Annotated in this window: 26 protein-coding genes and 2 pseudogenes; 3 read left to right on the forward strand and 25 right to left on the reverse strand. The window is 62.4% G+C overall.

Features of this window, described 5'->3' with window-relative positions; translation table 11 throughout:
• On the reverse strand, window positions 1–192 hold a 192-nt coding region (locus ACH196_RS34545; protein WP_396647233.1), incomplete at its 3' end, for a transposase.
• A gap of 348 nt (window positions 193–540) precedes the next feature.
• On the opposite strand from ACH196_RS34545, the gene ACH196_RS34550 reads away from it, so the two are divergent.
• Window positions 541–1,455, forward strand: coding sequence for an aspartyl/asparaginyl beta-hydroxylase domain-containing protein (locus ACH196_RS34550; RefSeq protein WP_396651372.1), 915 nt, complete (start codon window positions 541–543; stop codon window positions 1,453–1,455).
• Window positions 1,456–1,557: 102 nt separating this feature from the next.
• Here the strand turns inward: ACH196_RS34550 and ACH196_RS34555 are convergent, their stop codons facing one another.
• The 21 genes and pseudogenes from ACH196_RS34555 to ACH196_RS34655 form a co-directional block, all read right to left on the reverse strand.
• Window positions 1,558–2,001 (reverse strand): CopG family transcriptional regulator, encoded by a 444-nt coding sequence (locus ACH196_RS34555; RefSeq protein ID WP_396651373.1) that lies wholly within the window; start codon window positions 1,999–2,001, stop codon window positions 1,558–1,560.
• Window positions 2,002–2,004: 3 nt separating this feature from the next.
• Window positions 2,005–4,046, reverse strand: a pseudogene (locus ACH196_RS34560) (conjugal transfer protein TraG).
• 141 nt (window positions 4,047–4,187) lie between these two features.
• A complete protein-coding gene (locus tag ACH196_RS34565) occupies window positions 4,188–4,631 on the reverse strand; it encodes a PIN domain-containing protein (protein WP_396651374.1) in 444 nt (147 codons plus the stop codon).
• Between the two features lie 2 nt (window positions 4,632–4,633).
• Entirely contained in the window at window positions 4,634–4,885 is a 252-nt protein-coding gene (locus tag ACH196_RS34570; RefSeq protein WP_202332425.1) for a type II toxin-antitoxin system Phd/YefM family antitoxin, read from the reverse strand.
• 110 nt (window positions 4,886–4,995) lie between these two features.
• Window positions 4,996–6,732, reverse strand: coding sequence for a relaxase/mobilization nuclease domain-containing protein (locus ACH196_RS34575; protein ID WP_396651375.1), 1,737 nt, complete (start codon window positions 6,730–6,732; stop codon window positions 4,996–4,998).
• Window positions 6,729–6,977, reverse strand: a complete 249-nt coding sequence (locus ACH196_RS34580; protein WP_396651376.1) for a hypothetical protein — start codon at window positions 6,975–6,977, stop codon at window positions 6,729–6,731. Before ACH196_RS34580 ends, ACH196_RS34575 begins: the two co-directional genes overlap by 4 nt.
• Complete coding sequence (locus tag ACH196_RS34585; protein ID WP_396651377.1) at window positions 6,974–7,768, reverse strand: lytic transglycosylase domain-containing protein; 795 nt, start codon at window positions 7,766–7,768, stop codon at window positions 6,974–6,976. Before ACH196_RS34585 ends, ACH196_RS34580 begins: the two co-directional genes overlap by 4 nt.
• Window positions 7,769–8,005: 237 nt before the next feature.
• Window positions 8,006–8,332, reverse strand: a complete 327-nt coding sequence (locus tag ACH196_RS34590) for a DUF736 domain-containing protein (protein WP_396651378.1) — start codon at window positions 8,330–8,332, stop codon at window positions 8,006–8,008.
• Window positions 8,333–8,367: 35 nt separating this feature from the next.
• On the reverse strand, window positions 8,368–8,928 hold the full coding sequence (locus ACH196_RS34595; protein WP_396651379.1) for a S26 family signal peptidase: 561 nt from the start codon (window positions 8,926–8,928) through the stop codon (window positions 8,368–8,370).
• Window positions 8,925–9,419, reverse strand: a complete 495-nt coding sequence (locus ACH196_RS34600; RefSeq protein WP_396651380.1) for a DUF2840 domain-containing protein — start codon at window positions 9,417–9,419, stop codon at window positions 8,925–8,927. Before ACH196_RS34600 ends, ACH196_RS34595 begins: the two co-directional genes overlap by 4 nt.
• Window positions 9,420–9,822: 403 nt before the next feature.
• Complete coding sequence (locus tag ACH196_RS34605; protein WP_396651381.1) at window positions 9,823–10,686, reverse strand: replication initiator protein A; 864 nt, start codon at window positions 10,684–10,686, stop codon at window positions 9,823–9,825.
• 20 nt (window positions 10,687–10,706) lie between these two features.
• Entirely contained in the window at window positions 10,707–10,979 is a 273-nt protein-coding gene (locus ACH196_RS34610; protein ID WP_396651382.1) for a helix-turn-helix transcriptional regulator, read from the reverse strand.
• Window positions 10,980–11,114: 135 nt separating this feature from the next.
• A complete protein-coding gene (locus ACH196_RS34615; RefSeq protein ID WP_396651383.1) occupies window positions 11,115–11,906 on the reverse strand; it encodes a DNA -binding domain-containing protein in 792 nt (263 codons plus the stop codon).
• A 145-nt stretch (window positions 11,907–12,051) separates the two neighbouring features.
• Window positions 12,052–12,315 (reverse strand): DNA -binding domain-containing protein, encoded by a 264-nt coding sequence (locus tag ACH196_RS34620; RefSeq protein ID WP_396651384.1) that lies wholly within the window; start codon window positions 12,313–12,315, stop codon window positions 12,052–12,054.
• A 227-nt stretch (window positions 12,316–12,542) separates the two neighbouring features.
• Window positions 12,543–12,755 (reverse strand): helix-turn-helix domain-containing protein, encoded by a 213-nt coding sequence (locus ACH196_RS34625; protein WP_396651385.1) that lies wholly within the window; start codon window positions 12,753–12,755, stop codon window positions 12,543–12,545.
• A gap of 334 nt (window positions 12,756–13,089) precedes the next feature.
• On the reverse strand, window positions 13,090–14,340 hold the full coding sequence (pepT, locus tag ACH196_RS34630) for a peptidase T (protein WP_396651386.1): 1,251 nt from the start codon (window positions 14,338–14,340) through the stop codon (window positions 13,090–13,092).
• Between the two features lie 106 nt (window positions 14,341–14,446).
• The gene (locus ACH196_RS34635; protein ID WP_396651387.1) at window positions 14,447–15,682 is read right to left on the reverse strand and encodes a CapA family protein; all 1,236 of its coding nucleotides are present in this window, start codon (window positions 15,680–15,682) and stop codon (window positions 14,447–14,449) included.
• Window positions 15,683–15,779: 97 nt separating this feature from the next.
• Window positions 15,780–17,465 (reverse strand): dipeptide ABC transporter ATP-binding protein, encoded by a 1,686-nt coding sequence (locus ACH196_RS34640; RefSeq protein ID WP_396651388.1) that lies wholly within the window; start codon window positions 17,463–17,465, stop codon window positions 15,780–15,782.
• Window positions 17,462–18,337, reverse strand: a complete 876-nt coding sequence (locus tag ACH196_RS34645) for an ABC transporter permease (RefSeq protein WP_396651389.1) — start codon at window positions 18,335–18,337, stop codon at window positions 17,462–17,464. The genes ACH196_RS34640 and ACH196_RS34645 overlap by 4 nt, the downstream gene beginning before the upstream one ends.
• A 12-nt stretch (window positions 18,338–18,349) precedes the next feature.
• Window positions 18,350–19,327, reverse strand: a complete 978-nt coding sequence (locus tag ACH196_RS34650) for an ABC transporter permease (RefSeq protein ID WP_396651394.1) — start codon at window positions 19,325–19,327, stop codon at window positions 18,350–18,352.
• 4 nt (window positions 19,328–19,331) lie between these two features.
• A complete protein-coding gene (locus ACH196_RS34655) occupies window positions 19,332–20,924 on the reverse strand; it encodes an ABC transporter substrate-binding protein (RefSeq protein WP_396651390.1) in 1,593 nt (530 codons plus the stop codon).
• A 251-nt stretch (window positions 20,925–21,175) separates the two neighbouring features.
• On the opposite strand from ACH196_RS34655, the gene ACH196_RS34660 reads away from it, so the two are divergent.
• Window positions 21,176–22,108, forward strand: coding sequence for a LysR family transcriptional regulator (locus ACH196_RS34660; protein WP_396651391.1), 933 nt, complete (start codon window positions 21,176–21,178; stop codon window positions 22,106–22,108).
• A 277-nt stretch (window positions 22,109–22,385) separates the two neighbouring features.
• Here ACH196_RS34660 and ACH196_RS34665 read toward each other — a convergent pair whose 3' ends face one another.
• Both ACH196_RS34665 and ACH196_RS34670 read right to left on the reverse strand, forming a co-directional pair.
• Window positions 22,386–23,585, reverse strand: a complete 1,200-nt coding sequence (locus ACH196_RS34665; protein ID WP_396651392.1) for a DUF932 domain-containing protein — start codon at window positions 23,583–23,585, stop codon at window positions 22,386–22,388.
• A 375-nt stretch (window positions 23,586–23,960) separates the two neighbouring features.
• Window positions 23,961–24,272, reverse strand: coding sequence for a DUF736 domain-containing protein (locus ACH196_RS34670; RefSeq protein WP_396651395.1), 312 nt, complete (start codon window positions 24,270–24,272; stop codon window positions 23,961–23,963).
• Between the two features lie 564 nt (window positions 24,273–24,836).
• On the opposite strand from ACH196_RS34670, the gene ACH196_RS34675 reads away from it, so the two are divergent.
• Window positions 24,837–25,016 carry a hypothetical protein gene (locus ACH196_RS34675; RefSeq protein ID WP_396651393.1) on the forward strand — a complete coding sequence of 60 codons (180 nt, stop codon included), beginning with the start codon at window positions 24,837–24,839 and terminating at the stop codon, window positions 25,014–25,016.
• 63 nt (window positions 25,017–25,079) lie between these two features.
• Here ACH196_RS34675 and ACH196_RS34680 read toward each other — a convergent pair.
• Window positions 25,080–25,188 (reverse strand): annotated as a pseudogene (locus tag ACH196_RS34680) (IS5/IS1182 family transposase); the annotation flags it as partial.

The raw sequence follows: 25,188 nt of genomic DNA on the forward strand, positions 1-25,188 counted from the left end.
CCACTGGCAACCGGTCGACAACACATACATCAGCCCATTGACCACCTCGCGCAGCTTCACGCTCCGCTTGCCGCCGCCTGGCCTGCCGGGCGGGATCAGCGGTTCGATCAGCGCCCATTCCTCATCGGTCAGATCGCTCGGATAACGCAGATGATCACGGTTGTAGCGAGCCCGGTTCTCGGCGGTCCACATCGGCGCATTCCTTCTCGAATCATGCCGAACAAGGAATCACAACCGATCCAAAACCAGAAACTCAAAATCCGACAACCGATTCTGCCCGCTCACAAAGTCCCCGGACGGACACCAAGAGGATCTCGCTGGGAAGGCAACAAACCTTAACAATACAAAACACAAGGCAATGGAATATCTGTCCTAATGCTGCGATCCGAACCGCTCGCAGGCGCACCTCGGATGAGAGCACTCAGAAGTGTCTGACCGGGGCTAACCACGAGACCCTTCTACCGATTCCGCAGCATACCCCTCAGGGCAAACTTCATGCTAATTCTTGTTATCATAGTCGCGTTGGCGGCAGGGAGCATCGTGTATGTCTACCGCTTCCGGGGGGAAGCCCGTTACGAAAGCTTGACTGAGTACTTTCGCAAGGGATGGCCGATCTTCTCGCCGCTGAATTGCGTGCTTTACATGACGACGCTGCCGCGCGGATCAAAGGCCGTTCTTGACCCGGCTGATTTTCCGGAGCTCGACCTGCTGCGTCAGGACTGGCAAACAATCCGCGATGAAGGCATCGAACTGTTGCGCTGGAACTACTTCGACGCCACCAAACGACCTGGTACTGCCGGAGCCTACGACGTCGGCTTCCGAACGTTCTTCAAGTATGGCTGGAGTCGCTTCTACCTCAATTGGTACGGGTACGTACATCATTCTGCAAGACGCCTCTGCCCGAGGACGGTCGAGATACTGCAGCAGGTTCCGTCCGTGCATGGAGCAATGTTCGCCTATCTGCCGAAGGGAGCCCAGTTGACCCGGCACGCCGACCCACTCGCTGTATCGCTGCGCTACCACCTCGGCCTCGTCACACCGAACTCTGACGCCTGTTTCATCAATGTGGATGGCCCCAATCTGAGCTGGCGCGATGGCGAGGTTCTCATGTTCGATGAGACCTACTTGCACTTCGTGCGCAACGATAGCGACTCCGACCGCCTCATCCTCATGTGCGACGTGAAACGGCCGTTGAATCCACTGGGAGCGGTGTTCAATTTCTTCTACGGAGGTTTGACGAGCGCCTCGGTAGTGCCCAACACGCCGGAAGACCATCGTGGCCTGGCCAACAGGGTCTTCGCAGGGCTTGCGCCTCTGTTGGCGCGAAGCAAGGCACTAAAGTCAACGAACCGGACGCTATACCTCGTAGTTAAGTGGTCGGTGAATATCCTGTTGCTGCTTTTGCTGTTGGGATTCGCTGCGAGCGTAACACTCTTGCTCGGCAGACTCTTCTGAAAGCAAGGCACGATATAGATCGATTCATGTTCCGCAGTGTCTCTCTCAACTGTGGGTCTTGCGAGAATCGGACATATTTTCTGATCGTTGGAAGCGGGGGCGCTATGTTCTGTCGATATCTTCGGGCACTTCCTGCCTGAGCTTTGGCCCCTTGGCGAGACGACGGCCGAGGGCTTCGAGGAAGCGGTCATAGCGCTCGCCGCCCTTGGCGCGGGCCGAAGCCTGGGCCGCTTCGGGAAGAGACGCCGTCGAGGTGAGCCAGGAGCGCATGAAGATGGCGAAGGCTTCATTGGCGATGCCGATGTCGCGTTCGAGCCGCTGGATGTTGCGGTCGATGCGGTCGAGGCGCTTGGCGATGGCCGCCTCCTGGCGCTCATCGGCATCGGGCGAGAAGAATGAGGCGATGGCTGCCTCCCCAACCAAGGATCGGGATTTCTCGCGCCGATCGGCGAAGTCGGCCACCAACCGCATCAACTCCGCATCGAGATAGACGGTAAGAGGCATCTTCTTGTCGGGGCGGCCCCGGCTATCGTGTGCTCGCGGCATGGGTCAGAGCTCCATGCCGTCGCCGGGGTCCATTGAGATCCGGCGCGCCATCTGCCGCATGTTTCGCACCAGCGCACGATTGGCGGACGATTCACGTTCCGGCTCATCGACATCCGGATCGAACTCATTGGCAGGTGACGGCTCTTTCTCGGGCGCGATGTCCTTGTGTGGCTCAAGGCCGGGTTCGCGGCGCAGGCCGGCATTGGCCGGATCATCATCCTGCTTCGCGGCGGCCGCGTTTGGAGGCGCGATGGTCGTCTTGCTGGCGACTGACGGCGTCGTGCGGCTGACGCCATCGGAAGTGGGAGCAGCCGCAACAGGTTTCAGTGCTGACCAGTCGTCGGGCTTGGGTGGGAAGCCGGCATTCGGATTTTCCGGAACCGGCATCAGCGTTCCTTGAAGCGCGCGTCCTCGAAGTAGCGCGCCTTCTTCGCCTGGATCGGCGGGATGCCGGCGACCATGACGATCTCGTCGCCGGGTGGGAGCTGCATGACCTCGCCGGGGGTGAGCAGCGGCCGCGCGGTCTCCGAGCGCGATACCATGAGATGGGACAGCCACGGCGCCAGCCGGTGGCCGGCATAGTTCTGCATGGCGCGCATCTCGGTGGCGGTGCCAAGCGAATCGGAAACGCGCTTGGCAGTGCGCTCGTCATTGGTCGCGAAGCTGACGCGGACATGACAATTGTCGAGCACGCTGTTGTTGGCGCCATAGGCCTTCTCGATCTGGTTGAGCGACTGCGCGATCAGGAATGCCTTGATGCCGTAGCCGGCCATGAAGGCGAGCGCGCTTTCAAAGAAGTCGAGCCGGCCAAGCGCCGGGAATTCGTCGAGCATCATCAGCACGCGATGGCGACGATCCTTGGCGTGCAGATCCTCGGTGAGGCGGCGACCGATCTGGTTGAGCACCAGGCGCACCAGCGGCTTGGTGCGGGAGATGTCGGAGGGTGGCACAACGAGGTAGAGCGTGGTCGGCTTCTGCTCGGCGACGATGTCGGCGATGCGCCAGTCGCAGCGGCTGGTGACCGCGGCAACGACCGGATCGCGATAGAGGCCGAGGAAGCTCATCGCGGTTGAGAGCACGCCAGAACGCTCGTTGTCGGATTTGTTGAGCAGCTCGCGCGCGGCGCTGGCGATGACGGGATGCGGGCCTGTCTCACCGAGATGCGGGGTGGTCATCATCGCGGATAATGTGGACTCGATCGGCCGACGCGGATCGGACAAGAATGCGGCGACGCCGGCGAGCGTCTTGTCCTTCTCGGCATAGAGGACATGCAGGATCGCGCCGACCAGGAGCGAATGGGAGGTCTTCTCCCAATGGTTCCGCTTCTCCAGCGAGCCTTCGGGATCGACCAGCACGTCGGCGACGTTCTGCACGTCGCGCACCTCCCATTCGCCGCGCCGGACTTCGAGCAGCGGATTGTAGGCGGCCGACTTCGCGTTGGTCGGGTCGAACAGCAGCACGCGGCCGAAGCGCGAACGCAGGCCGGCGGTCAGCTCCCAGTTCTCACCCTTGATGTCATGGACGATTGCCGAGCCCGGCCAAGTGAGCAGCGTCGGCACGACCAGACCGACGCCCTTGCCGGAGCGTGTCGGTGCGAAGCACAACACATGCTCGGCGCCGTCATGGCGGAGATAGTCTTGCTCGTAGCGGCCGAGCACGACGCCGTCGTCACCGAGCAGGTGTGCTGTCTCGATCTCCTCGCGCTCGGCCCAGCGGGCGGAACCGAAGGTGCGCACGTCCTTAGCCTCGCGCGCCCGGTAGATCGACATCATGATGGCGACCGCGATGGCGATCAAGCCGCCGGAGGCCGCGATCACGCCGCCCTCTATGAAGACATGCGGCGCATAGGCGTCGAAGAAGTACCACCGCCAGAAGAAGGCCGGCGGCGGATAGAGAGGCAGACCGGCGACCTCGAACCAGGGCGAGCCGAGTTCTGCCTGGAAGCCGAGCCGCCACGCCGTCCACTGCGTCGCGCCCCAGACCGCGACGAGCACGATCATGAACACGACGATGATCTGACCCCAGAGGACTCGGGTGGCCGACACGGCTGCGCTGACCTCGCTTCGACGACTGAAAATGTCGAGGAAGGGCAAGGAAAGCGTGGGGTTCAACCGGATTTGGCCGGCCGATCGTAGCGCAGCGAAGGCGTCGCGGAAAATACTTGCCCGTCGCGGCGGCTCGTCCCGTCAGGTGCGGGTCGAAGGCAATTGCTTCAGCGGGTTGGCAAGCGGTACGCCGAGCGGTGTGAAGTGGCGCTCATTGGCCGTGAGGACCGTCAGCCCACGCGCAGCGGCGGTGGCGGCAATGGCGATGTCCTCGAAACCGGGATCATGCGCTCGCGCCCTGTCGAGAATGGCGCCGGCGTGGCGGGCAGCCTCGACATCGAATGGCAGGATGCGCCCGGCATAGAAATGCTCGACAGCCGCGAGCCAACGACGCAGGCGCTCGGCCTTGGTGCTGGCACCGATCCGATCGGCGCGGGCAATGCCGGCCTCGATCTCGGCGATGGTGACGGTCGAGATGTAGAGCTGGTCGCCATGTTCGCGCACCCACGCCGCGAAAGCCTCGGGGGCGACCTGGCGCTTGGCCGGGGCATCGGCCGAGACGATGTTGGTGTCGAGCAGATACAAGGTCAGAGACCAGTGTCACGCAGGGCACGGGCGGGTTTGCGCGACCGCTCCGGGATGTCAGCCGGTTCACCCGGAAAGGCAAGCAGCAGGTCGGCGAAGCTCGGCACCTTGGAGACCCGCTCCCACTCCTCGAAGGAGACGAGAACGGCTTCCTTGCGACCATGGCGGGTGATGACTGTCGGCTCGCCGGCCACGGCCTGATCGACCACGGCTGAAAGCGTCGCCTTGGCGTCCTTGAGCTGGAGTTCCTTCATGGCATTGTTTCCGATATGACTACCGATAGTCATATATTGTCTCCCTGGGTCATTGCAAGTGTCGAAACGGTCGGATCGGCCGGCAGACGACAGGCCGCTTGAAGCGACGCTCATAGCCCAAGCCCGCGCTTGCGGCCGAAGGACCAGTCCACGCCGCCATCGCCGCGGGCGACGCCGGAGATATGCCGGCCGATGTGCTTCTCGATCGACGGCGTCCAGGGCACGAGCTTGAAGCCGAGTCCGTCATCGATCATGGCGAAGCGGCCGGAGGAAAGCGCGAAGCGCTGGCGGTAGGTGCCGGCGACGTATTCGCCGGCAGCGGATTGCTGGAACGGCATGTTCAGCTCGCCGGCGAGTTTTTGACCGAGGGCATCCAGTTCCCGTTGCCGAAGCGTGGCGAGCAGGTTGCGGGCGAAGACGATGCGCTGGCCTTCGCGCCGCGCCAGCCCTTCCTCGATCAGATGCTCGGTGCGCTCTTCCACCGCCTGTTTCACCTCGAGGCCGAAGCCACCGCCAAGATCGACCGGGTCTCGGGCGATGAGCTGACGGTCGAGCCAGGTGGCACCACCTGCCGTGGTCTGCGCCTCGATCGAAAGATCGGAGCGGACGGCGAGTGCGACGCGGCGTTCGCCCTTGGCATCCTCGAAGCTGCGTAGCTCGACGATGGAGCCCGGCGCGCTGTCGCCCGCCGCCTCGATGTCGGACAGCTTGATGTGATGGGTGCGGCCGTTGATGCCGTCGACCACGGCCCAGGCGGTGCCGCGCAGCTCATCATCGAGACCGCGGTCCACCAGCCGGCCGATGACGGGCTGGCCATGCGTCTCGCCGGCAAGCACATAATCAGCCGCGCCGCGCTCGATGCTTTGTTCCGACAAGGCCCGGTGCATGCGCTTGATGATGTCGCCGCGCTGGCCGAGCTCGCGCAGCGTCGCCTCGGCCTCGTCGGCGATGATCCATTGGCCGGGACCGACGGCCTCCGCGAGACCGAGCCGTTCGAGATGGCGCAGCCGTCCGACCTTCTGCGTCAGATACTCATCGGGCTGACGGTCGGGTGACGGCGCGACGTCGATGACGCCGTGCTCGTTCCTGTCACGGACAAGCTGGCGGTCGAGCTGCGTCCAGCGCTCCGCCTCGATCTGGCGATCGAGGGCGCGGCTGATGTCGAAGTCGGTACGAGGACCGAGCTCCTGCGTGACGAGATCCTGCGCACGGTCGCGCATTCCACTCCTGATGTAGTCGCGGTCGATGACGAGGTCCTGGCCGTCGTCGGTGCGCCCACGCACGATGACATGGACATGCGGGTTGTCGGTGTTCCAGTGGTCGACGGCGACCCAGTCGAGCCTCGCGCCGAGATCTTTTTCCACCTGCGCCATCAGCTCGCGCGTGAAACGCTTCAGGTCCTCCATGTCGGCGGCATCTTCCGGCGAGACGATGAAGCGGAAGTGATGGCGGTCGTCCTTGCAGCGGTCGGCAAAGTCCTTCGCGTCGGCGTCGTCGGTCTCCGGCCCGAACATTTTTGCCCGCTCGCCGTCGCGGGTGACGCCGTCGCGGCGCAGATAGTTGAGGTGCCGGGCGAGAGGACCGCGCTCGCCTCTATTGCGCATGACAAGCGCCTTGACGGTGCAGAGACGCGTGCGGCTGGTGATGAGGCGATTGGCGCGAATGCCCGCCGTGCGGCCCCGTGCGAAATGCGGGCCACGCCCGGAGGTGATCTTGCCGGAGCGCGAGATGCGGCCGCCGGCCTTGCGGGCGGCGGCGAGCGCCTGGGCGACGAAGGGCTTTGCCTGCTGCGCCTTCGACGAGCGGATGCGGCCAGGCCGGACGCGGAAATCGTCGTCGCGGCTCATGGCGTTTGAGCCCGCGAGGTGCGATCCGCACTGAAATTGCTCGATAAAGCGAGCGAGCGCACCTCGCGCTTCTGATCCGCGATGTGCGGAAAACTCCAAAAAGCGCAAGCAAAACAGCCGACCGTCCAAGCCGCGATGTGCGGCTTTTTATCTTGCCTTCCTAAACGGTCGCTTCTGGCTGGCCCGCAGTGTCCCGCGACGCTTGCGATTGCACACTCCGCAACGCGGGAAACCACGATGATCATCGCGTTTCTTCTACCGCTTCCGGCCTGCGCGCGAAGAGGCCATCGGATGGCGGTACGAGCGCGGAAAGGTCGACGATCGCAGGTCGCATCGAAGGACGACTGGAAGGAAGATCGACGGCCTCCGGATCGTCGTGGTTACGGATGATCGAGCGCGCAACGAAGAGCGCCGCGCGGGACCATGTCCGTCGCGATGAGTTGCCAGCGGAACGCGCGATGGAGACCGTGCCGTCGATCATCGGCGTGATCTTCGCGACGTAATCGATCGTCTCGGCCGGCAGTGCGCGGCCGGTCGCGAGATGTGCATCGTAGCGCGCCGAGCCGGCATTGTAGGCAGCTAGCATCGCCGCGACCGAGCCATAGCGGTCGTGCATCTCGCGTAGATAGGCTGCGCCCGCGAGGATGTTGTCGCGCGGCTGCCAGGGATCGCCGCCGAGACGGTGCTTGGCACGCAGCTCGTCCCATGTCGCCGGCATCAACTGCATCAGGCCGATCGCGCCCCTGGGCGAGAGAGCGGCCGGGTCGTTGACGCTTTCGATGGCCATGACCGCGCGTATCCAGCGCTCGGGAATGGCGAAGCGCTTCGCCGCTTCCGCGATATGCGCGGCCCATGGATCGGGCGATGATGAACGGTCAAGCTGGTTGCTGGGCTTCGAGACTGTGACCGTCGCCGGCTCGCGGGGAGGTTGTTCGGCCGACGCGGGAGCCGCCACCACGACGATCATCGTACAGGCAATCAGCATCACGATGATGGACGAGACGGCAGCGCAGGCACCGCCGTCCCGATACGCCATCAGCCTGCCATCGTGCTCGCTGCGGCCAAGGGCAAGGCTGCGCCGGCAGCCAACATTTTCCGGACGGGCATCGTCCGAAGACGTGTCCAACATCCGGAAAACAGGCCGCCGCCCTTGACCTCCGCTGCGCACGATGGCCGCCCGATGGGTGATCGGGTCGAGGGGATTGACCGGCGCGCGATCGATCAAGGGGATTGAGCCAGAAGACTGGTGGGAGCGTTTGCCACGCATGACCTTTCATGCCTCGCCGTCATTCTTCTTCCGGCGCGTCCAGTGCAGGTTCCATGCGTCCTTCCTGGTATCAGACTGGAACAGCCGGGCGCGGATCGGCTCGGGGAAGGACGGATCGTCGATGGACAGGGACAGATAGCTGCCGGCCTTGTCGCCTATGCGGTCCCAGGCTGCGCCGACCTCCATGCCGTCCATGAAGACGCGATGCTCGGGCGCGTTTTCGGCGTCCGAACCTTCGGCGGGAAGGATGCTCACCTCGACATCGAGGGTGAGCGTGCGAACGCGGCCGAAGAAGCCATCGTCGTTGCGGGTGAAGGTTCCGATCTGGGCCATTCCATCTGTCCTTTCGTGGCTGGAGACACGAGCCGTCACGGCTCGTCGGAGACCGGCTCACGGAAGGATTCCGCGGCCGGATCGGGATCGTCGGTGGTCCAGACGGGGAACGCCCGGCCGACGACGGTTGAGAGGGGAAGCGGCCCGAAATAGCGGCTGTCGAAGCTGTCGGGACTGTCCCAGTTCATGAAGAAGGCTTCGCCGTCGCGAAGCGTCCGGCAGCCCTGCCAGGTGGGCAGCGAGCGGCCGCGCGTGTCGCGGTCGCGAGCCTGTCCATAGGTCGTCCCGTAGGCGACGATCTCCGCGCCCGAGCGGCAGACGGTGGTGCCGGAGAGTGCGAGCACGCGCTTGATGAGCGGGAGGCCGCGTGGCAGGTAACCGCGCTCGTCGAGGAAGGTCGCGAGCTCGTCGGGCGGCGTGACGACGGCGAGATCGGTGACCTCGATCCGCTTTACCGAGACAATGTGATAGAAGCCGACCGGAACGCTGGCTGACGCATTCCAGATAAAACGGATATCGGGCCGGCTCCAGACAGGCGCTGCGATCAGCGCCGTGCTGGCGAGCATGGTGAGAAGCGTCAGACGGCGTGCGGTCATGACAGCACCTTGCGGCGGCGCAGCCAGGCGCGGTGCTGCACGAGCGTGTAGGCACGGAACGGCTCATGGACGGCGATGCGATTGCCGATGTGCCGCCAATGGTCCGGCGCGACTTCGGCCGGATCGATGCCAAGCGCTTCGATCGCATCGATCGCCTGCAGGACGATCTCGACGTTTCCCCAGCCGGCCAGACGCAACAGGATGTCGCCGCCTGGCCGGACGAAGGGCAGCGTCTGGAACGGCTCGCCGGCCGCAACGGCGCGCACGACGTCGATGCGCGAGATGACCGTGCCGTATTCGTTTCCGGCCCATCGCACGAAGGCGAAGGTACTGCCCGGCGCGAAGGAAACGATTCGCCGGTGCCGGTCGAGGCGATGCTCTTCAGCGATCCGGCCGAAGCGTATCCGGTGCTCGACCTTCTTCTCGCGCCAAGTCAGCTCGACCAGGGTGAGGTCGGCTGGCTGGCGGGTGCTGTGGATACCCGCTGTCATAGCCTTGCCTCTTCCGTAAAGGGCGGCACGGATGTGATGCGCGCTGGTGCGCGCCCTGCCATGACTGCATCGATCTCCCGACCGAAACAGCAGCGATGGCTGGAGAGCCGGCAGGCTTCGGACAAGCCATCACAGTCCGCAAAACATGGCGCCGGTTCGCAAAAATCGGCGCATCCACATGCTCTCGTTCTGGTCGCGCGCGTTAGCAAGAATCCGAAGGATTCAGTTAGTGAAGTTAGAGGGGTCGGAATCCGCCTGCCGATTCCGAGGGTTACGAGGCGTTTGCGTTCCCGATGGTACGGGATTCGCGTTCCCGGAAAGTCGGGTGTCGGCGTTCCCGATAGTTCGGGTCCGTCCACATGCGGTCCACAACGACGGACCCAGGCCGTCGGCAAGCGGGCGTTCATCGTCCGCCTCCCGCCCGCTTCCGGGGCACGATGATTAGATCCTTGTCGGTGGGGCGGAAGGTCAGGCGCTGGCGGCCGTCCGGGTCGTCGACCAGCGCCAGGCTGTAGCCGGGCAACGGCTGGCGTTTGACGATAGCCCGCAGCTCGAAGCGGAAGCGCCTGAGCGGCGACAGGCTGCCGGACTTCAGATGGAGATGCGGAACGTCGAAGCTCCAGCCCCAGGTCTGGCGGCCACCATGCTTGCGTACGAGCCGGTAGAGCCATCGCTCAAGGCCGCCCTTCAGCTCGAAATATTCACGGTCGATGGTGAGGATCAGCGCGTCATCGAGCACGCCGGCATAGAACCAGTCCGGCAGGATCAGCTCGATGCCGAGCGACCGGCCCTGGGTGTCGAGGCGTTCCTTCCATTCGGCGATCCAGGAGAAGCGGTGCCGCCGCCGTTCGGACGGCTGGCGGATCGAAGTGACGATGGTCGTTGATTGCAGGCGGTCGAGCGCGGCCTTCAGCCGATCGTAGTTGAGGCCTGTGTCCGAGCGTCCGATGAAGGCGAGGATTTCGTAGGGCGTGGCGGCCATGAATCGCGAGGTGCGCAGGCCACGATCGCGCGCATCGACGATCTGCGAGGCGGCCCAGATCAGCACGTCGGCGTCCCAGATGGTCGCCATGCCATGCTCGGCGGTCGCTTCGACGCGGATCGACACTTCACCCATGCGAAAGTCGATCGGCGTCACGCGGCGGGACTTCGCGAGCGAGAAGAACGGCCAGGACATCAGGTCCTGCGCGTCACGGGCGGCGATGTCGCCGGAGCGTGCCCGAAAGAGCTCGAGCTGCTGACCCTGATATGTGCGACGCGCGGACATGAAGGCGGACGCCGCAGCGGTCAGCGCATGCCGGCGGCGACGCCGCCAGCCGGTGGGGTGTCGGAGCTACGGTTGTTCGGAGCCGCCTCTGAGGTGGACCGGCGGGCGCTGGCCTCGACCCAGGCATGCAGGTCGGAGACGGCATAGACGACGCGGCCGCCGAGCTTGTGAAAGATCGGCCCGGTGCCGTCGCAGCGATGTTTTTCCAGGGTGCGGGGCGAGAGGTCGAGAAGGCGCGCGGCCTCAGGCGTGCGTACGAAGCGCGGCCAGTTGCTGTCGGTTTTTCCTTGCATTGAATGCCTCCGTCGCAGCCGCCGTCAGTGCGGCGGGTCAGATGCGACGATGGCGAAGAAGCTTCGGTCTGGAGGAGTGACGAAACTGGCACCCCTAGAGGAATTGTCCCCCTCTCTGAGCGGGCTGCCTTCGTGTCAGCGACCGCGTGTCCGCGGGACGAGCCAGCGTAGATAGCCATCCTCGATTGTCTCGCGGGCTGCCGTCAGGATGCGGGCAAGCCGTCGTCGTTCCGGCGCGTTCTTCCAGTCGAGCGCGCGTAGAGCTTCGACATCCTTGTTGAGAAGGACTGCAGCGACATGCCGGCGCGATACGCCGGCTGCCACACCATCCCAGGCACGCAGCATGAGCGACGCTCGGTGCAGTTGGAAAGGTGAAAGGCGTTGTTCGCGAGGCCAAGGGCCAGACGGCTCGCCATCGAGCCGCCTCCACAAGCGCAACGCGGAGCGCACGCGCCAGAGGAGATGGCCGTCGAGCGGGATACGAATCGCTGCGGCCTCGGCGCTATCGTGTTTCGGGAACCAGAGCCGATGATCGCCGTCCTCGTCATCAATGACAGCGTGCAGACCATCTTCTGCTGCGTCACTGTGGACGATCAGCGTCTTTGGATCGGGAAACGACGACGCAAAACCATCAGGGGCCGCCGCGATAGTGAGCACGGCAGGGAAGTGCCTTGGCTGCCAGATCGGGTGGGTGGTCAGCGCCGATGCAGAGGGATCAGCCGGGAAACGCAAGCCCCAGTGACGGGTCAGTTGTCCTATCGCCTCGGTCTCGGTCGAGCGTCCGTCGGAAATGGCCGCCAGCTTGGCTGCGTAGTCCTGCTGGTATTGCCGGTTGCGCCGAAGAAATTCAAAGCTGATGCCGCCTCGATCGAGGCGCCTCAACTGCTCTTCGAACTGCGGAGATCGCCAGTCTTCCAACGGCTCCATTCTGTTTCCTCCTGGCCCGCCGCCACCCGGGGACGATTCGAGTATCGGGGCGGTCGAAAGGCGGGAAGCTAGAAAATCGGAATGGAGTTACTGCGCCGGCTGAACAATTTGGGTCGCTGAATGCTGACTGGTGCGACCTGGGGGCTTACTGCATGCGCGGTTCAAGCAGATGCCTGTAGCCCTTCTCAGCCATCCAGCGGGCACGGGCAAGATGGGTGTCATGAATGTGCTTCGCACGCTGCGGATCGGCATCCACGTCAAGGCCGAAAACAATCGCGGCCACCTCGCGCCAGTCGGCACCTTCTTCTGCCGCATCCAGGAGACGAAGATACGTGGCGAAGTGCGCTTCGTCGTAGGCATTCACCCGATCGGTCAACGGTGGATCGTCATTGAACGCGGGTTTGCTCATTGTTGCTTTCGTCAAATCTGGCGATGGCTGATCACGAACGCGTTATCAACTTGACGTGCTAAAGCTTTGCGACACTTCCGTCCAGACAATCATGGAATGATGTCATGCCGCCAAAACGGCAAGCGAAGGAACTTTGGCGGAATTTTGCTGCAGTGGCGCGGTTGGACGTCAATCGATATTCGCGACAGGTGCGAAGAACAGTTTCGGCAACACGCAACGCGCTGCCGTCACGTATCGGCACGGAAAAATTCCATCGGGTCGACGTCGAGCGCTCCCGCCAGCTTCTCCAACATGTCGACGGACGCGGAGTACTCCTCGCGTTCCAGCATGCCGACATAGTTGCGATTGACCTGGGCACGATGGGCGAGCTCCTCCTGCGAGACGGATTTCTCCTGTCTCAGCCGGCGCAGATTCCGTGCGACTGTCTCCCGCAAGCTCATGCAGGAGGAGTCGTCGGCTACCTAATATACTTCCACCCAATATACTAGGTATTCGTCTCAACGTCATGCCCTGTTGGTCTCGCTGTCGGTACTCCTTAAAGCGCCAACTCGGGCTTTAAACGTGAACCGGTTCCTTAGAACGCGAACTGGAATGAGAGCGCCGCAGGCGGCGACTGGAGCACTATTGCGGGTCTCTCGGAAGAGACGCACGATGGACGATGTGGAGAGCATAACGCCGAACCGGGCAGCGATCTCGTGCTGTCCCTGGAACGGACTCCAGTTGTTGTACCCGGTGCTCAAACGGTTTCGCCGACGTCAACCGGCGACAAACATCTCACGAAAACTGAGAATTCCCTTTGCAGCCTTTGGCAGCCAGCGTGGCGATGGTTCGAGCCACCTCAAACGATTTCTCGAACGCGGAAACAGGAAGGAATTCAAACCGCGAGTGAAAATTGTATGCCCCCGTAAAGAAGTTCGGAGTAGCCATGCCTTTGGCAGACAATACAGCGCCATCTGTTCCTCCGCGCATCGGTATGAGCTTTGGCTCAATGCGCAGCTCTTCCAGGGCTGCAAGGAGCAACCTCACGGCGCGGCTGTCGCTGCCCAAGCGATCTCCTATGTTCTGGTAGGTATCGGCGATGTCGCAGCTAGCCCGGCCCGTCGGGTAGCGCGACCTGATCACCTCTATAGCTTTGCCCAATCGCTCTTTGCGACGTTCAAAACCTGCCTTGTCGAAATCCCGGATCGAAACCTTGAGCCGTGCCTCGGTGTCGCTGGCGACGAGATCCTTGAACCAGAAATAACCCTCGCGCTCCGCAGTGCGCTCGGGCGTCTCGGCGCGATTGAACCGGGCGATGAAATCCATGGCCATGAGAAGCGGGTTTACGAGAACGCCCTTCGCGGACATCGGATGGGCGCTCACGCCGGTGAAGGCGATCTCGGCCGTGGCGGCGTTGAAGTTCTCGAGGACGACTTCGCCGAGTTCGCAGCAGTCGATGGTGTAGGCGAAATCGCACGGGAAACGCGCGAGATCGAGCGCCTTTGCGCCACGGAGCCCGATCTCCTCGTCAGGAACGAAGGCGACGAAGACATCGCCGTGCCGAACAACCCGGCCAAGCCGCCCGAGCAGGGTCATGATGACGGCGATGGCGGCCTTGTTGTCGGCGCCGAGCACGCTCGTCCCATCGCCGAAGATGATGTCCTGCCCTTCCCAGCCACGGATCTCCGGATGTTCCTCGACACGCAGCCAGATGTCCTTCTCCGGATTCAGGCAGAGATCCGCTCCCTCGAAGCGCAAGATCTGCGGCCGAACGGTGGGAGAGAGGCCGACGTCGACCGTATCGAGATGCGCGATGAACCCGATCTTCGGGGCGTCGGGCCGGTTGCCGCGCTTCAGCGCGGTCACGGTTGCGCGGTCGTCGAGAACCACGTCGTCCAGTCCGAAGCCCTGTAACTCGTCCGCCAGCAGTGCGGCCAATCTCTGCTGGCCGGGTGTCGACGGCAGGGCCGCAGAATTCGCATCGCTCTGGCTCTCGATCGCCAGATAGCGGAAAAACCGTTCGATCAACTCGTCACGAGTATTCATGGTCGGATCCGGAAATGCGTCGTGCAAAGAGCCGGTTCATGCACCCCACCGATGCTCGCCCGAAGCGGCAGTTCGGCGCAAGCCGGCTCCGTTGAGCTAGGAGCTGCTAGGCCAGCTCGAATATACCGGTCCCGTCGGCGATCCGGATCCGTGAGCCATATTCCTCTGACTCTGCAGCTACCCGTCGAAGAATACGCTCAGCGGCGGAGCCGGTGGCCAGATGCGGCACCAGCCGGCGCTCCAGCGCATCGTCCTTGAGCCCCTCTTCGCCGCCGATGACCACCGGATGCAACTTCAGCGCGGTCAGCCGATTGTCCGGACCAAACGAACACAGCCCGACGACGCTCTCCCACACTTCGTTTCGTTGCCACAGGGAGATCTCCGATCTGGTGTGGAAGATGAAGTTGCCGAGGCTGTGGAAGATCGGCCGCCCTCGATAGATTTCGATCGGCAGAAGCACCGGTACGCCGTGACTGACGAAGACGGCGGCCCCCGCATCGATGCATTGCCTCGCAAAGGCACTGATCCAATCCGGCGACTTCAGCCAGTCCGTCGCCCAGTGATGGTGATGCAGATAGGCGATAACTAGGCCGCCCGATCGGGCGGCGGTCTCTATTACCTGAAGATTTCTCGCCAGGTCGTCTTCGTCGATCCTGATGGTGCGCTTGAACCGGCTCGATCGTTTGAAGATGGCACGACCGATGCCGATTTCAGTCTCATCGAGCACAGGCTCGTCGTCCGGCTGATTGTCCATCAGGAAATCCAGGGCCGAATATTCGGCCCTGTCGCGGATTTCCTGCAATTGTCCGAACGCCGACTCGTCGACTTCGAGGATGCGCGACAGCCGAAGCCGGTTGACGCCCGGCCGCTCGGCACGGCCGTCGCCACCTTCGGCCGCATACATGAAATCGGGACCCGGGCCACCGTCCATCGCCACCATCGACACGGCTCGCTGTCCGAACGTCGCGGACGAGGCGCTGGCCGCTTCCCTTTTGTTGCGCCCGATGCCTGCATGCAGGAAGCCGCGCTTCTCGACTTCCTCAAGCGTCGAGAGGATTCCCGACGGCCCCAGGTCGAATGAATGGTTGTTGGAAAGCGAGAGCGCCCGAAAGCCGGTCTCTGCGAGCGCGTCGAGGACCTCCGGCTTGCTGCTGCCGAAATAGAAGCCCTTCAGGGGCCAGCCCCCATGCGCGCCGTATATGGTGCCCTCGAAATTCGTGAAGGCAAGATCGGCCGCGCGCAGGATTGCCTGCACCCGGTCGAACTCCGGGCTGTCGACCTTCCTGGTGTCGTGCTTGATGAGCGATTGGCCGGTTACCGCCAAAGTGAAGCTGTCTTCCATTTCCGAGACCTTATCCATTTTGAAGCTATTGCCGTTTCGAAACAGCGCGCACGGGAACTGCGAGACGCGTCAGCCGAGCGTCCGTCCACCGCTTCCGTCAGAGGGTGAATATTTTCGGCCGGGCGTCGATCAGATGCCGGGTGTAGGGATTGTCCGATCTGCCGAAGATGAAATCCGACGCACCGTAGTCTTCGATCCGGCCATCCTTCATCACGCAAACGGCGTCGCAGATGTCCTGAACCACGGCGAGATCGTGGGAGATGAAGATCATCGACAGGTTGCGCTCGGACACGGCCTGCTTGAGCAGCGACAGTATCTCCGCCTGGACGGACACATCGAGCGCCGAGGTCGGCTCGTCGGCGATCATGATTTCCGGCCCGGCGAGGAGCGCGCGGGCAATGCAGACGCGCTGCTTCTGGCCGCCGGAAAGCTGGTGAGGATAACGGGACAGGAGGACCTTCGACAAACCGAGCCTCTCCACCGTGTCGGTGACGCGCGACGGGTGACGATCATGCTCGGTTCGGGCGGTGAAGCGGACGCACTCCATCAGCGTCTCGGCCACCGTCAGCCTCGGATTGAGCGAAGACGAGGGATCTTGAAAGACCATCTGGATGCGGCCGAGCAGGCCGCCGCCGGAACCTCGGCGGGCCACGTCGCAGGTCCTGCCGGCCAATTCCACCCTGTCGGCATTGCCCGTCTCCAGGCCAGCGAGGATACGGCCGATGGTCGACTTGCCACTGCCGCTCTCCCCGACGATCCCGAGGACGCCGCCGCGGCGCAGCCGGAAGCTGACGTCGCGCAACGTGAACGTCGCCGGTCCCTTGCCGATCCATGCCTGAAAGCTCTGATTGCCAAATGTCTTGGACAGGTTCTCAACAACAAGGATCGGCCCTTCGGGGTCGGACGCCTTGTTGTGCAGCACGGCCTCATCGTCGGATGCGGCTTGACCATTCTCATCGGGCCGCAATCGTGAAAGGCGCAGTCTTGGAACCGCTGACAGAAGGCTTTGCGTGTAGGCGCTCTGCGGGTTGTCGAGAAGCAACGTTGTCGCATTCTGTTCGATCGCTTCGCCGTCCTTCATGACCAGGACCCTGTCGGCTATTTCCGCGATCACGCTCATGTCGTGGGTGATGAGGATGAGCGAGAGTCCCGTTTCCTCAACCAGTTTTCTCAGCACCTGGAGAATCTGCTTCTGCACCGTTGCGTCGAGCGCGGAGGTCGGCTCGTCGGCCACGATGATCGAGGGTGACCCGGCCAGGGCGATCGCTATGACGATGCGCTGCCTCTGTCCGCCTGAAAGCTGGTGCGGATAGCTATGGTAACGTCGGCCAGGATCGGGAATGCCAACCCGCTGAAGGAGTTCCAGAGCGCGTTGCCGCACGCTCGCTCGGGGCAGATCGGGGAAAATCGTCGAGATCGTCTCGCTCAACTGGGCGCCGACCGTCATGAGCGGATCGAGCGATGAGGTGTGATCCTGGAAGATGCTGGCAATCGTCCTGCCTCTTAGTGCGCGGTGTTCCTCGGCGGTTATCGCCTCGATTGCGGTTCCATGCACCCGGATCGTTCCGGAGGATTGTTCGAAGCCCGCTCCCACCAGGCCTATGACGGCATTGCCGATCGTCGACTTGCCGGCGCCGGACTCGCCGATGATGCCGAGGACCTCGCCATGTTCGAGCGTGAAGCTGACATCGCGAACGATCGTCGTCGTTCCTGACGCGCCGGGATGCCGGAGCGTGAGATTTCTGACGTCGAGCGGCGGGGCGTCACTGTCTTTCGTCGTCATATCAATCGGCTCCTGGGATCCCATATGCGGCGAATGTCTTCGCCCGCGAAATTGATGGCCGCGATGAGCCCGAACAGCGCAAATCCGGGGAACAGGCTGATCCAATACTGTCCGGTCAGCAGGTACTGGAAGCCGTTGGCGACGGTCGAACCGAGAGACGGCTGATCTAGGGGAACACCCAGTCCCAGGAACGAAAGCGTGGCCTCAAGGGCAACGGCATGACCGACTTCGATGGGAAGCAAGGTTATGGCCGGCGCGATGCTGTTCGGCAGAAGATGCCTGAGGATGATGCGGGCGTTCGACAGTGGCATTGTGCGTGCGGCGTCGATGTATGGCTTGCCGGTTTCGCTCAATGCGACACTTCGCACGACCCTCGCGTACGTCGCCCATTGCACGATGATCAGGGCCAGAATGATCCGGTCGACCCCCGGGCCGAGCGTAACGATTGCGATGAGTGCGACCAGCATGGTCGGCAGGCTGAGTTGCAGGTCGACCACCCGCATGATGACGGCGTCGACCCATTTGCCGAAATAGGCGGCGGTGACCCCTACGGTTAGGCCGATGGCCGCGGCAGCCAGAGCACTGACGATCGAAACCACGAGGCTTATGCGAAGGCCATAGAGTATGCAGCTTGCGATATCCCGCCCGAGGCCGTCCGTGCCGAGCAGATAAGCGTACCCGCCGCTACCTATCGTGCCGGGAGGGGAGGACGCGTCCCAACCGAAGATCTGAAGCGGGTCGTAAGGGTTCTGCGGCGCCAGCAGCGGTGCCGCGACAGCCACGGCCACGAATGATGCCAGAATGATGTTGGGCAGGGTAAGGACGCGCCGGAATGGGCGGTGCGAGAGGGTGGCAGAAGTCCGTTTTGTCATCTCCGCTCTCCACTACGCTGAAATTCGCACGCGCGGGTCGAGCACTGCATAAAGAAGGTCGACGAGAGCATTCAGCGTGACAAAAGCGATCGAAATGAACGTCAGTGTCGCCATGACAACCGGTCGATCCAGAAGCTGGATGGAATCGATCAGCAGCTTGCCTACTCCCGGCCAGGCAAAGATGGTTTCGACCACCACGGCAAAGGCGAGCATGCCGCCGAATTGCAGTCCGACGATCGTTACGATCGGAAGGCTGATGTTCGGCAGGGTATGGCGAAATAGGATACGCCGGCCGGAAAGTCCCTTGGCGATGCAAAACCGGACAAAATCCGTTCTTTCGACCTCGACCGTCCCAGCGCGCGCGAGGCGCGCGATCAGGGCTATGTTCGGGATCGCGAGCGCAAGGGTGGGGAGGACCAAATGCTTCAGTCCGTCCTCGGTGAGAAAGCTCCAATCCCCGCCCAGCACGTCAACGGTGCTGCCCCTGCCTCCGGGCGGAAACCATCCGGTCATCACCGCGCCAGCCAGAATGAGCATCATGCTCAGCCAGAACGACGGAACGCTGAGCGCATAGACCGTCGCCGTCACGACGACACGATCGACAAATGTGCCCGGGCGCGTGCCCGCAAGCAGCCCCAGGCCTGTCCCGGCAATCGTGGCGACGACGATCGCAACAACGGCGAGTTCGAGCGTTGCGGGCAGCTTGCTCATAACCAGGTCGAAAGCCGGCAGATGATAGATGTAGGACGTGCCGAAGCTGCCGGTGGCGAGGTTCTGGACGAAAACCAGATACTGGCGCCACACAGGCTGATCGAGACCAAGGAGCTCGGTCGCGCGCCTTATGTCCTCGGGAGTGGCGGTCTCGATGTTAACGATGTTGTAGACCGGGTTCCCGGCGCTATGAATGCCGATGAACCCGATGAGCGACATGACGAAAAGAAGAAGGAAGGCCTGCGATAGCCTTCCTGTGATCACTTTCAGCAAAGCCATGATCTTAGTTTGCGGCAGGTGATGCTTGCATGGCGGTCGTCCAGCCGCGCGGATGCATGACATAAGAACCGACTCGCTCGCCATAACCGGAGACGTGGTGGAAGTGATAGAGGGGCGCGATCGGTTGATCCTGCATCACGAAATCCGTGACGTCGGCGAGGGCCTTGTCGCGGTCGGGGCCGACGTCCAGAGTTCGCGTCTTATCGAGCATCTCGTCGAAAGCAGGGTTCGTGTACTGGCCATAATTGAGCGCTCCCGCTCCGCCTTGGGCGTCCGGCGTGGTCAGGACCGCTTCGAGGCACACGTCCACCGACTCGCCTGAGCAGCCCCCGTACCAGATGCCATACTCTCCGGCTCCGCGCTTGGTGTTGAACACCGAGAAGGGCACCGCGACGGGTTGGACGGTTACGCCGATGCGCGCCCAACTTTGCGCAACCGCCTGCAATGTTTCGCCGTCACCGGGATAGCGGCCGGCCGGTCCGTTGAGTGTCAGCTTGAAGCCGTCAGGGAAACCTACCTCAGCCAGAAGCGCCTTCGCGTCATCGTAGCGTGGCGGTTGTGCCGTCAAGTTCGCCGACGTGCCCGCCAGACCGCCCGGGAAGAACTGGGATGCGGCCGTGCCGTAGCCCGACAGAATCTTCTCCACGAGAATCCCGCGGTCGATCGCCATCGAAAGGGCCTGACGAACCTTTGGGTCGCGAAACGGGTTCGGGATTGCCTTTCCCGCTTTGTCGGTGACGCCCGGGGCTGTTTCCTTCGCAAGCTCGAACTGCAGGAAGTTCAGGCGGGCGGCGGGCACGCTCTCCACTTTTACGCCACGCTGCTTGAGGCCTTCGACGTCACGCGCGGGCAGAAAATCGGCGATATCGACATCTCCAGTGGTAAGGGCCGCCACGCGTGCTGCAGGGCTCTCGATGATGCGGAACGTGACCTTCGACCAGGATGGACGACCGCCCCAGTAGTCGTCGTTTCTCGTCAGTTCCAAAGCCTCGCCGGAACGCCAGCTCTTGAACTTGTAAGGCCCTGTGCCGACAAGCGCGGCGCCGGCATTGAGAGCCTCGGTGGTAGCAAAACCGCTCGCGTCGCGATGCATGATGAAGATCGCGGAAAGCGAGAGGGGCAGCGTCGGTTGACTTCCATCGGTGTCAATGACGACGGTCAAAGGATCGGGTGCGGAAACCGAGGCAATTCCCTTGGTGTAGGCCTGAAAGCCGCCGCTGGGCGGCTTCAGAAAGTTGCGGACGCGCTCGATCGTGTAGACGACATCGTCAGAGGTGAACGACGATCCGTCGTGGAAGCGCACGTTCTCCCGGAGCTTGAACTCCCAGCTGGTGTCCGACAAGCGTCGCCAGGAGGTGGCCAGACCGGGCTGCAGGTTCAGATGCTCGTCCTGGTAGACGAGCCGCTCGTAGATGTGGGAGAGCAGCGAGCTGTTCTCGTTCAACGTCGAATAGTGAGGATCGAGCGTCATCAGTTTGTATGACGTCGCGACACGCAACTCCTGTGCTGCTGCCGGCAATGCGGTCGCGGTGAAAAGCGCCAACGTCGCAGTAGCCGCACGGATGCCCGCGGATCGAAAACAGGTCGGAAATTTCATTCAGGATTCCCCTTTTTTCTCTTTACGAGGCCGTCCTCAGTTCTCATCGTCGGACGTCTTGAACGTCAAAGGAGGTGTTATATCCCCGACGGCGTCCCGATCATGACTTCATCGAATTGCCTTGCCAGCCAACGATTGGAAAAACGGCGCGGACCGTCAATTTATTAAGTTTTCGTGCTGCCCTATTAGTGTGGCTAATATAGGTATTTGAGCAGTCGCCACTCGGGCGGAAGCTCTTCGCGGAGCGAACGATGGATGAATTGGATGACGATGTTGGCCTCGGCTTAACGAGGGCCAGAGCGTTTCGGGAGATCATAAGATGTGGCTCGACGCGCCGCGCCGCAAAAGCTCTGCGGATCACACAGTCGGCCGTCAGCCAGCAGCTAAAACTATTTGAGGCATCGGTGGGCGAGAAGCTGTTTGTGAGGGATCGGCGCGGCCTCATCCCCACGACTCGCGCGATTGAAATCTACAACAAGATCGACCGCTATTTCGAAACGCTGGTTCGAATAGAGAAGGAGATAACTGGATCCTTCGGGACGGCGAGAAACAGCCTGACGATTGCGGCGCCTCACCTGGTTTGCCTGTCATTTGTTCCCAGGCTGATCAAAGAGCTCGACCGAACAGGACCCTCGATGGATTTCTACGTCCGGGCTCAGGGGTACGATCAGATCGCACAGAGCATATTGACGGAAGAGGCCGACATCGGAATTTCGCGACTGCCTCTCGATGACCGCTTTTTTGAGTGGCGTACGATTACCGTGAGCAAAAGCGTCTGTTTGCTTCACCCTCAGCATGCTCTGGCGCACAGAGATCGGATCTCCGTCGAGGATATTTCCTCCGAACGTTTGGTCGTTTTGGAGAGAGAATTCGCATCTCACCAGACCGGACTGAACGCGTTGGTCTATAGCGGCCGAAATCCCATCATTAGGGTTCGGACAGACGCGGTCGGCTTTGTGGCTGCGTTTGTTGCGCAGGGAACTGGTATTTCCGTTGTGAACGAGTTCATCGCTCGGCAATGTGAAATGTTCAATCTGAGGGTCGTACCGTTCCATCCGGCCGCGAAATACGAGTACGTCATATTCTGGCGCAGAGGCAGCGAGACGATGTCACGATACGCTGCTCTTGTTGAAACTGCTGTCCATATCGGCCGGGAAGATTTCGCCGCATCGGCAGCTCTATAGGACCCAACCAGGTGGGTTAACGAGAGGCTCTCGGTGAACGGTTTTCGGTTTGGCTAAGTAGGTCAGGATCGTTTCCACGCCACAAATTGCCAAATTTGGATGCTGGGATCAGTTTAGGTTCGGGAACGCGAGCCGGGCGGAGCCCGGCGAGCGGCGGCCGTCATGGCGCGACTACATCCGCCAATCCGCGTTCCTGATCAGCGAAAATTCTATGGTCCGTAAACCTTAAACGGGAAAGTCGTGCAGCCGGATTTACGGCTGCACGACTCCACGGAAATCAGGCAACACGCTCCAACAGCTTCCTGGCCTTGCCTTCCAGATCAAGGCGCGTGTCCTGATTGGTCTTCGTGCGGGCCAGCGCGGTGATGCCTTGCACAAAATCGAAGATGCTCTCCGGCTTGCGACCTTCCTCGTCCAGCACGATCTCGATGATCTTGCCGGTCTCGGCCTTGGAGAAACCGCGCTTGCGAAGGAAGCTTTCGCGGTCCTCGTCGGTGCGGGCGACGATACGCTCCCGCGCGGCCTTAATGCCGGCCACGAAAGGCGCAGGCGAGGAATTGGCGAAGCTGGTCAGCGCGGGCGCCGCCTCATGCGCGAAACGCTGTGCCGCGAACTTGCTGTGCCGGATGGTGATTTCCTCAAAACCTTCCACGCCCCAAAGGTTGCGATTCATGCATACCGCGCGGAGGTAGAATGAGGCGATGCCGAGGGTCTTCGATCCGACTTCGCTATTCCAGCAGTCGAAGCCGCGAAAGTACAAATCCGGCTCTCCGCTCGGCAGGCGTCCAGCTTCGATGGGATGGGTATCATCCACCAAGAACAGGAACACATCGCGGTCGCTGCCGTAAAGCGTGGTCGTGTCCTTCGCGACGTCCACGAACGGATTGTGCGTTACGGTCGCCCAATCCAGCACGCCCGGAACCTTCCACATGGTGTCGCCGGTGCCATTGCCCGCGATCTTCATCACGGCGGCGACAAGCTCATGGTCCCAGATGCGGCCATAATCGGGGCCAGTCACGGCGCGCAATTCAACGCGGCCGTCGTCCGCCTCCAAGGTCTTCACAAGCTCGGCACGGTGCGACAGCAAGCCATGCTGCAGGTTGATGCCGGCGAGCGGCGCGGGAAGCTGACGCATATAGGTCGCCGGTGCTCCGACAAGGCTGCACAACTGGCCGAAGCTCCAATGCGTCGGTGCGACGGGCTGCTCCTGTCCGGGGACGAAAAGCGAAAGCCTTTCCGCATTGTCGCGGCTCGCCTCCACCCGCACGGCGCGGCTCTCCACGGTGCGCGCCTTCGCGCGATCCGCACGCGCCTTCACGGCGTCGTAAAGCTCGGTGAGCGACAAATAGCGCTCGTCGTCGGGCCGCGAGAACCATTCCGACGAAACGCGGCCCATACGCTGCCCGCGCGAGATATCCACGCGGAAGCCGCTCGTGACCGCCTGCTGCTGGTTCTGGCTGCTGCTGATGAAGTTCATTGTCCTTGCTCCTTTTCCGTCAATGCCGAAGGCATGTCCCCCGGCATGCCTTCCGGGGGCGCGTGAGCGCGCGGGGATGGGAGGGGACAAATGCCGGCGAGCATGGCCGGCCTGCCAGCGTGAGCGGGACGGAATGACGAGGATCGGGAGAATGAGGATTGTACCCGTTCTGCGAACCGGCGGGGCTGCCAGTGCGCAGGCGGCATTTGCGGGGAGAAAGGGGAAAGTCCCCCTTGGCTTCCCCTTATGATCGGCAAGGCGTCAGCCGCAGCCGATCAGAACAAACCGGAGCGGAGCTCGCTGTGTTCCATTGAGGCGGTGGCGGCCATGAGCATGGCAAAGCCCCGCTTCGCGGGGCTCGGCCGATGGCCTATCCTAGTTGACGGCGCGGCGGCGCGACCAGATGAGCGCCAGATCCTCGGTCTCCGTCTCGACCAGGCTCGCATAGATCGGAGCGGGGAAGCTCGGATCGTCCAGCTTGACCGAGAGATAGGGGTTGCCCTTGTCGGACTGCTTCTTCCAAGCCGCGCCGAACTCGGTGGCTCCGGCGAACACGCGGAAGTCGGGGCCGTTCTGGTTGTCGCGCTCGGCCGGGACGAACTTCACCGACTTGACGTTGAGGTTGAGGGTCTTGACCGAGCCGGCGAAGCCGTCGTCGGTGCGGGAGAAAGTGCCGATCGTAGCCATCATGAAGTTCCTTCTGCTAATCGGACCGCGCCCATCGCGATCTCGATGATGGTCGACAGACCGGGGACGATCGGCCCGCACCCCTCGGGGGCCGGAACAAGGTGGAGGGCGGTCGGCGACAGCTTTTTTGTCTCGCGATGCAAAGCCGAAGGCGGCGGAAAAAAGCTGGCAGCGGACGTTGCGGGTTCAAGATCGAGGTGACGTTTGCGTCACCGGTCTTCGGTCAGACCTGATCAATCGAGTTCGCGATGGACGTGGTCTGGTCAGTGGAAAAAAGGAAATTCATGATGGCTATGATTGATCAGCGCTTTATTGCGGAGCACCGACAACGGCTTTGTCGGCTACCTCGCGAGCAAGTCCCTCAACCTCAACGTCAAGTCGGTGAAGTTTCCGCCGGCTGTCGACAGGGGAAACCCGAACGGCTCCGACTTTCGCCCGCCGTTCGCCGGAGCCGCCGAGTTCGGCGCGGCTTGGAAGGAGACGTCTGCCGAGACAAGGGCAATTCCTGCCTCTCGGTCAAGCTGTGCGTTCCAGCTTCGCGGCTTCGATCGTCCTGGTGTGGGCATGGCCGAGACGGAGACCGTGGATGTGGTGCCGCCCATCTGTTTCTCGCCGCCTTCAACCAGGATGGGCCATCGTCCGAGCTTCGTGGAAGCGCCGGCTTTTTTCTGGGCGAAATGGCCGCCGCCGTTCCTTGCGTCAGCGATCGTGACCGAAGGCGAAGACCCCGTAGGGGCTTCGTGAGCCGCAAAGGCGGCGAATAGAGCGCGGCCCGCAGGGAGACGCCTAAGAGTCAGTCCGGTAACTTTATGATGGATTACAAAGTCTTCTGATCATGAGGCGGATGGAGGCGAGCTTTAGGAAAGCGAGTGCCCTGGCGTTGAGGCATTCCCAGTCCTTGGCCAGGCGCCGACAG

The organism is Mesorhizobium sp. IMUNJ 23232, from assembly GCF_044326205.1.
GTDB lineage: Bacteria > Pseudomonadota > Alphaproteobacteria > Rhizobiales > Rhizobiaceae > Kumtagia.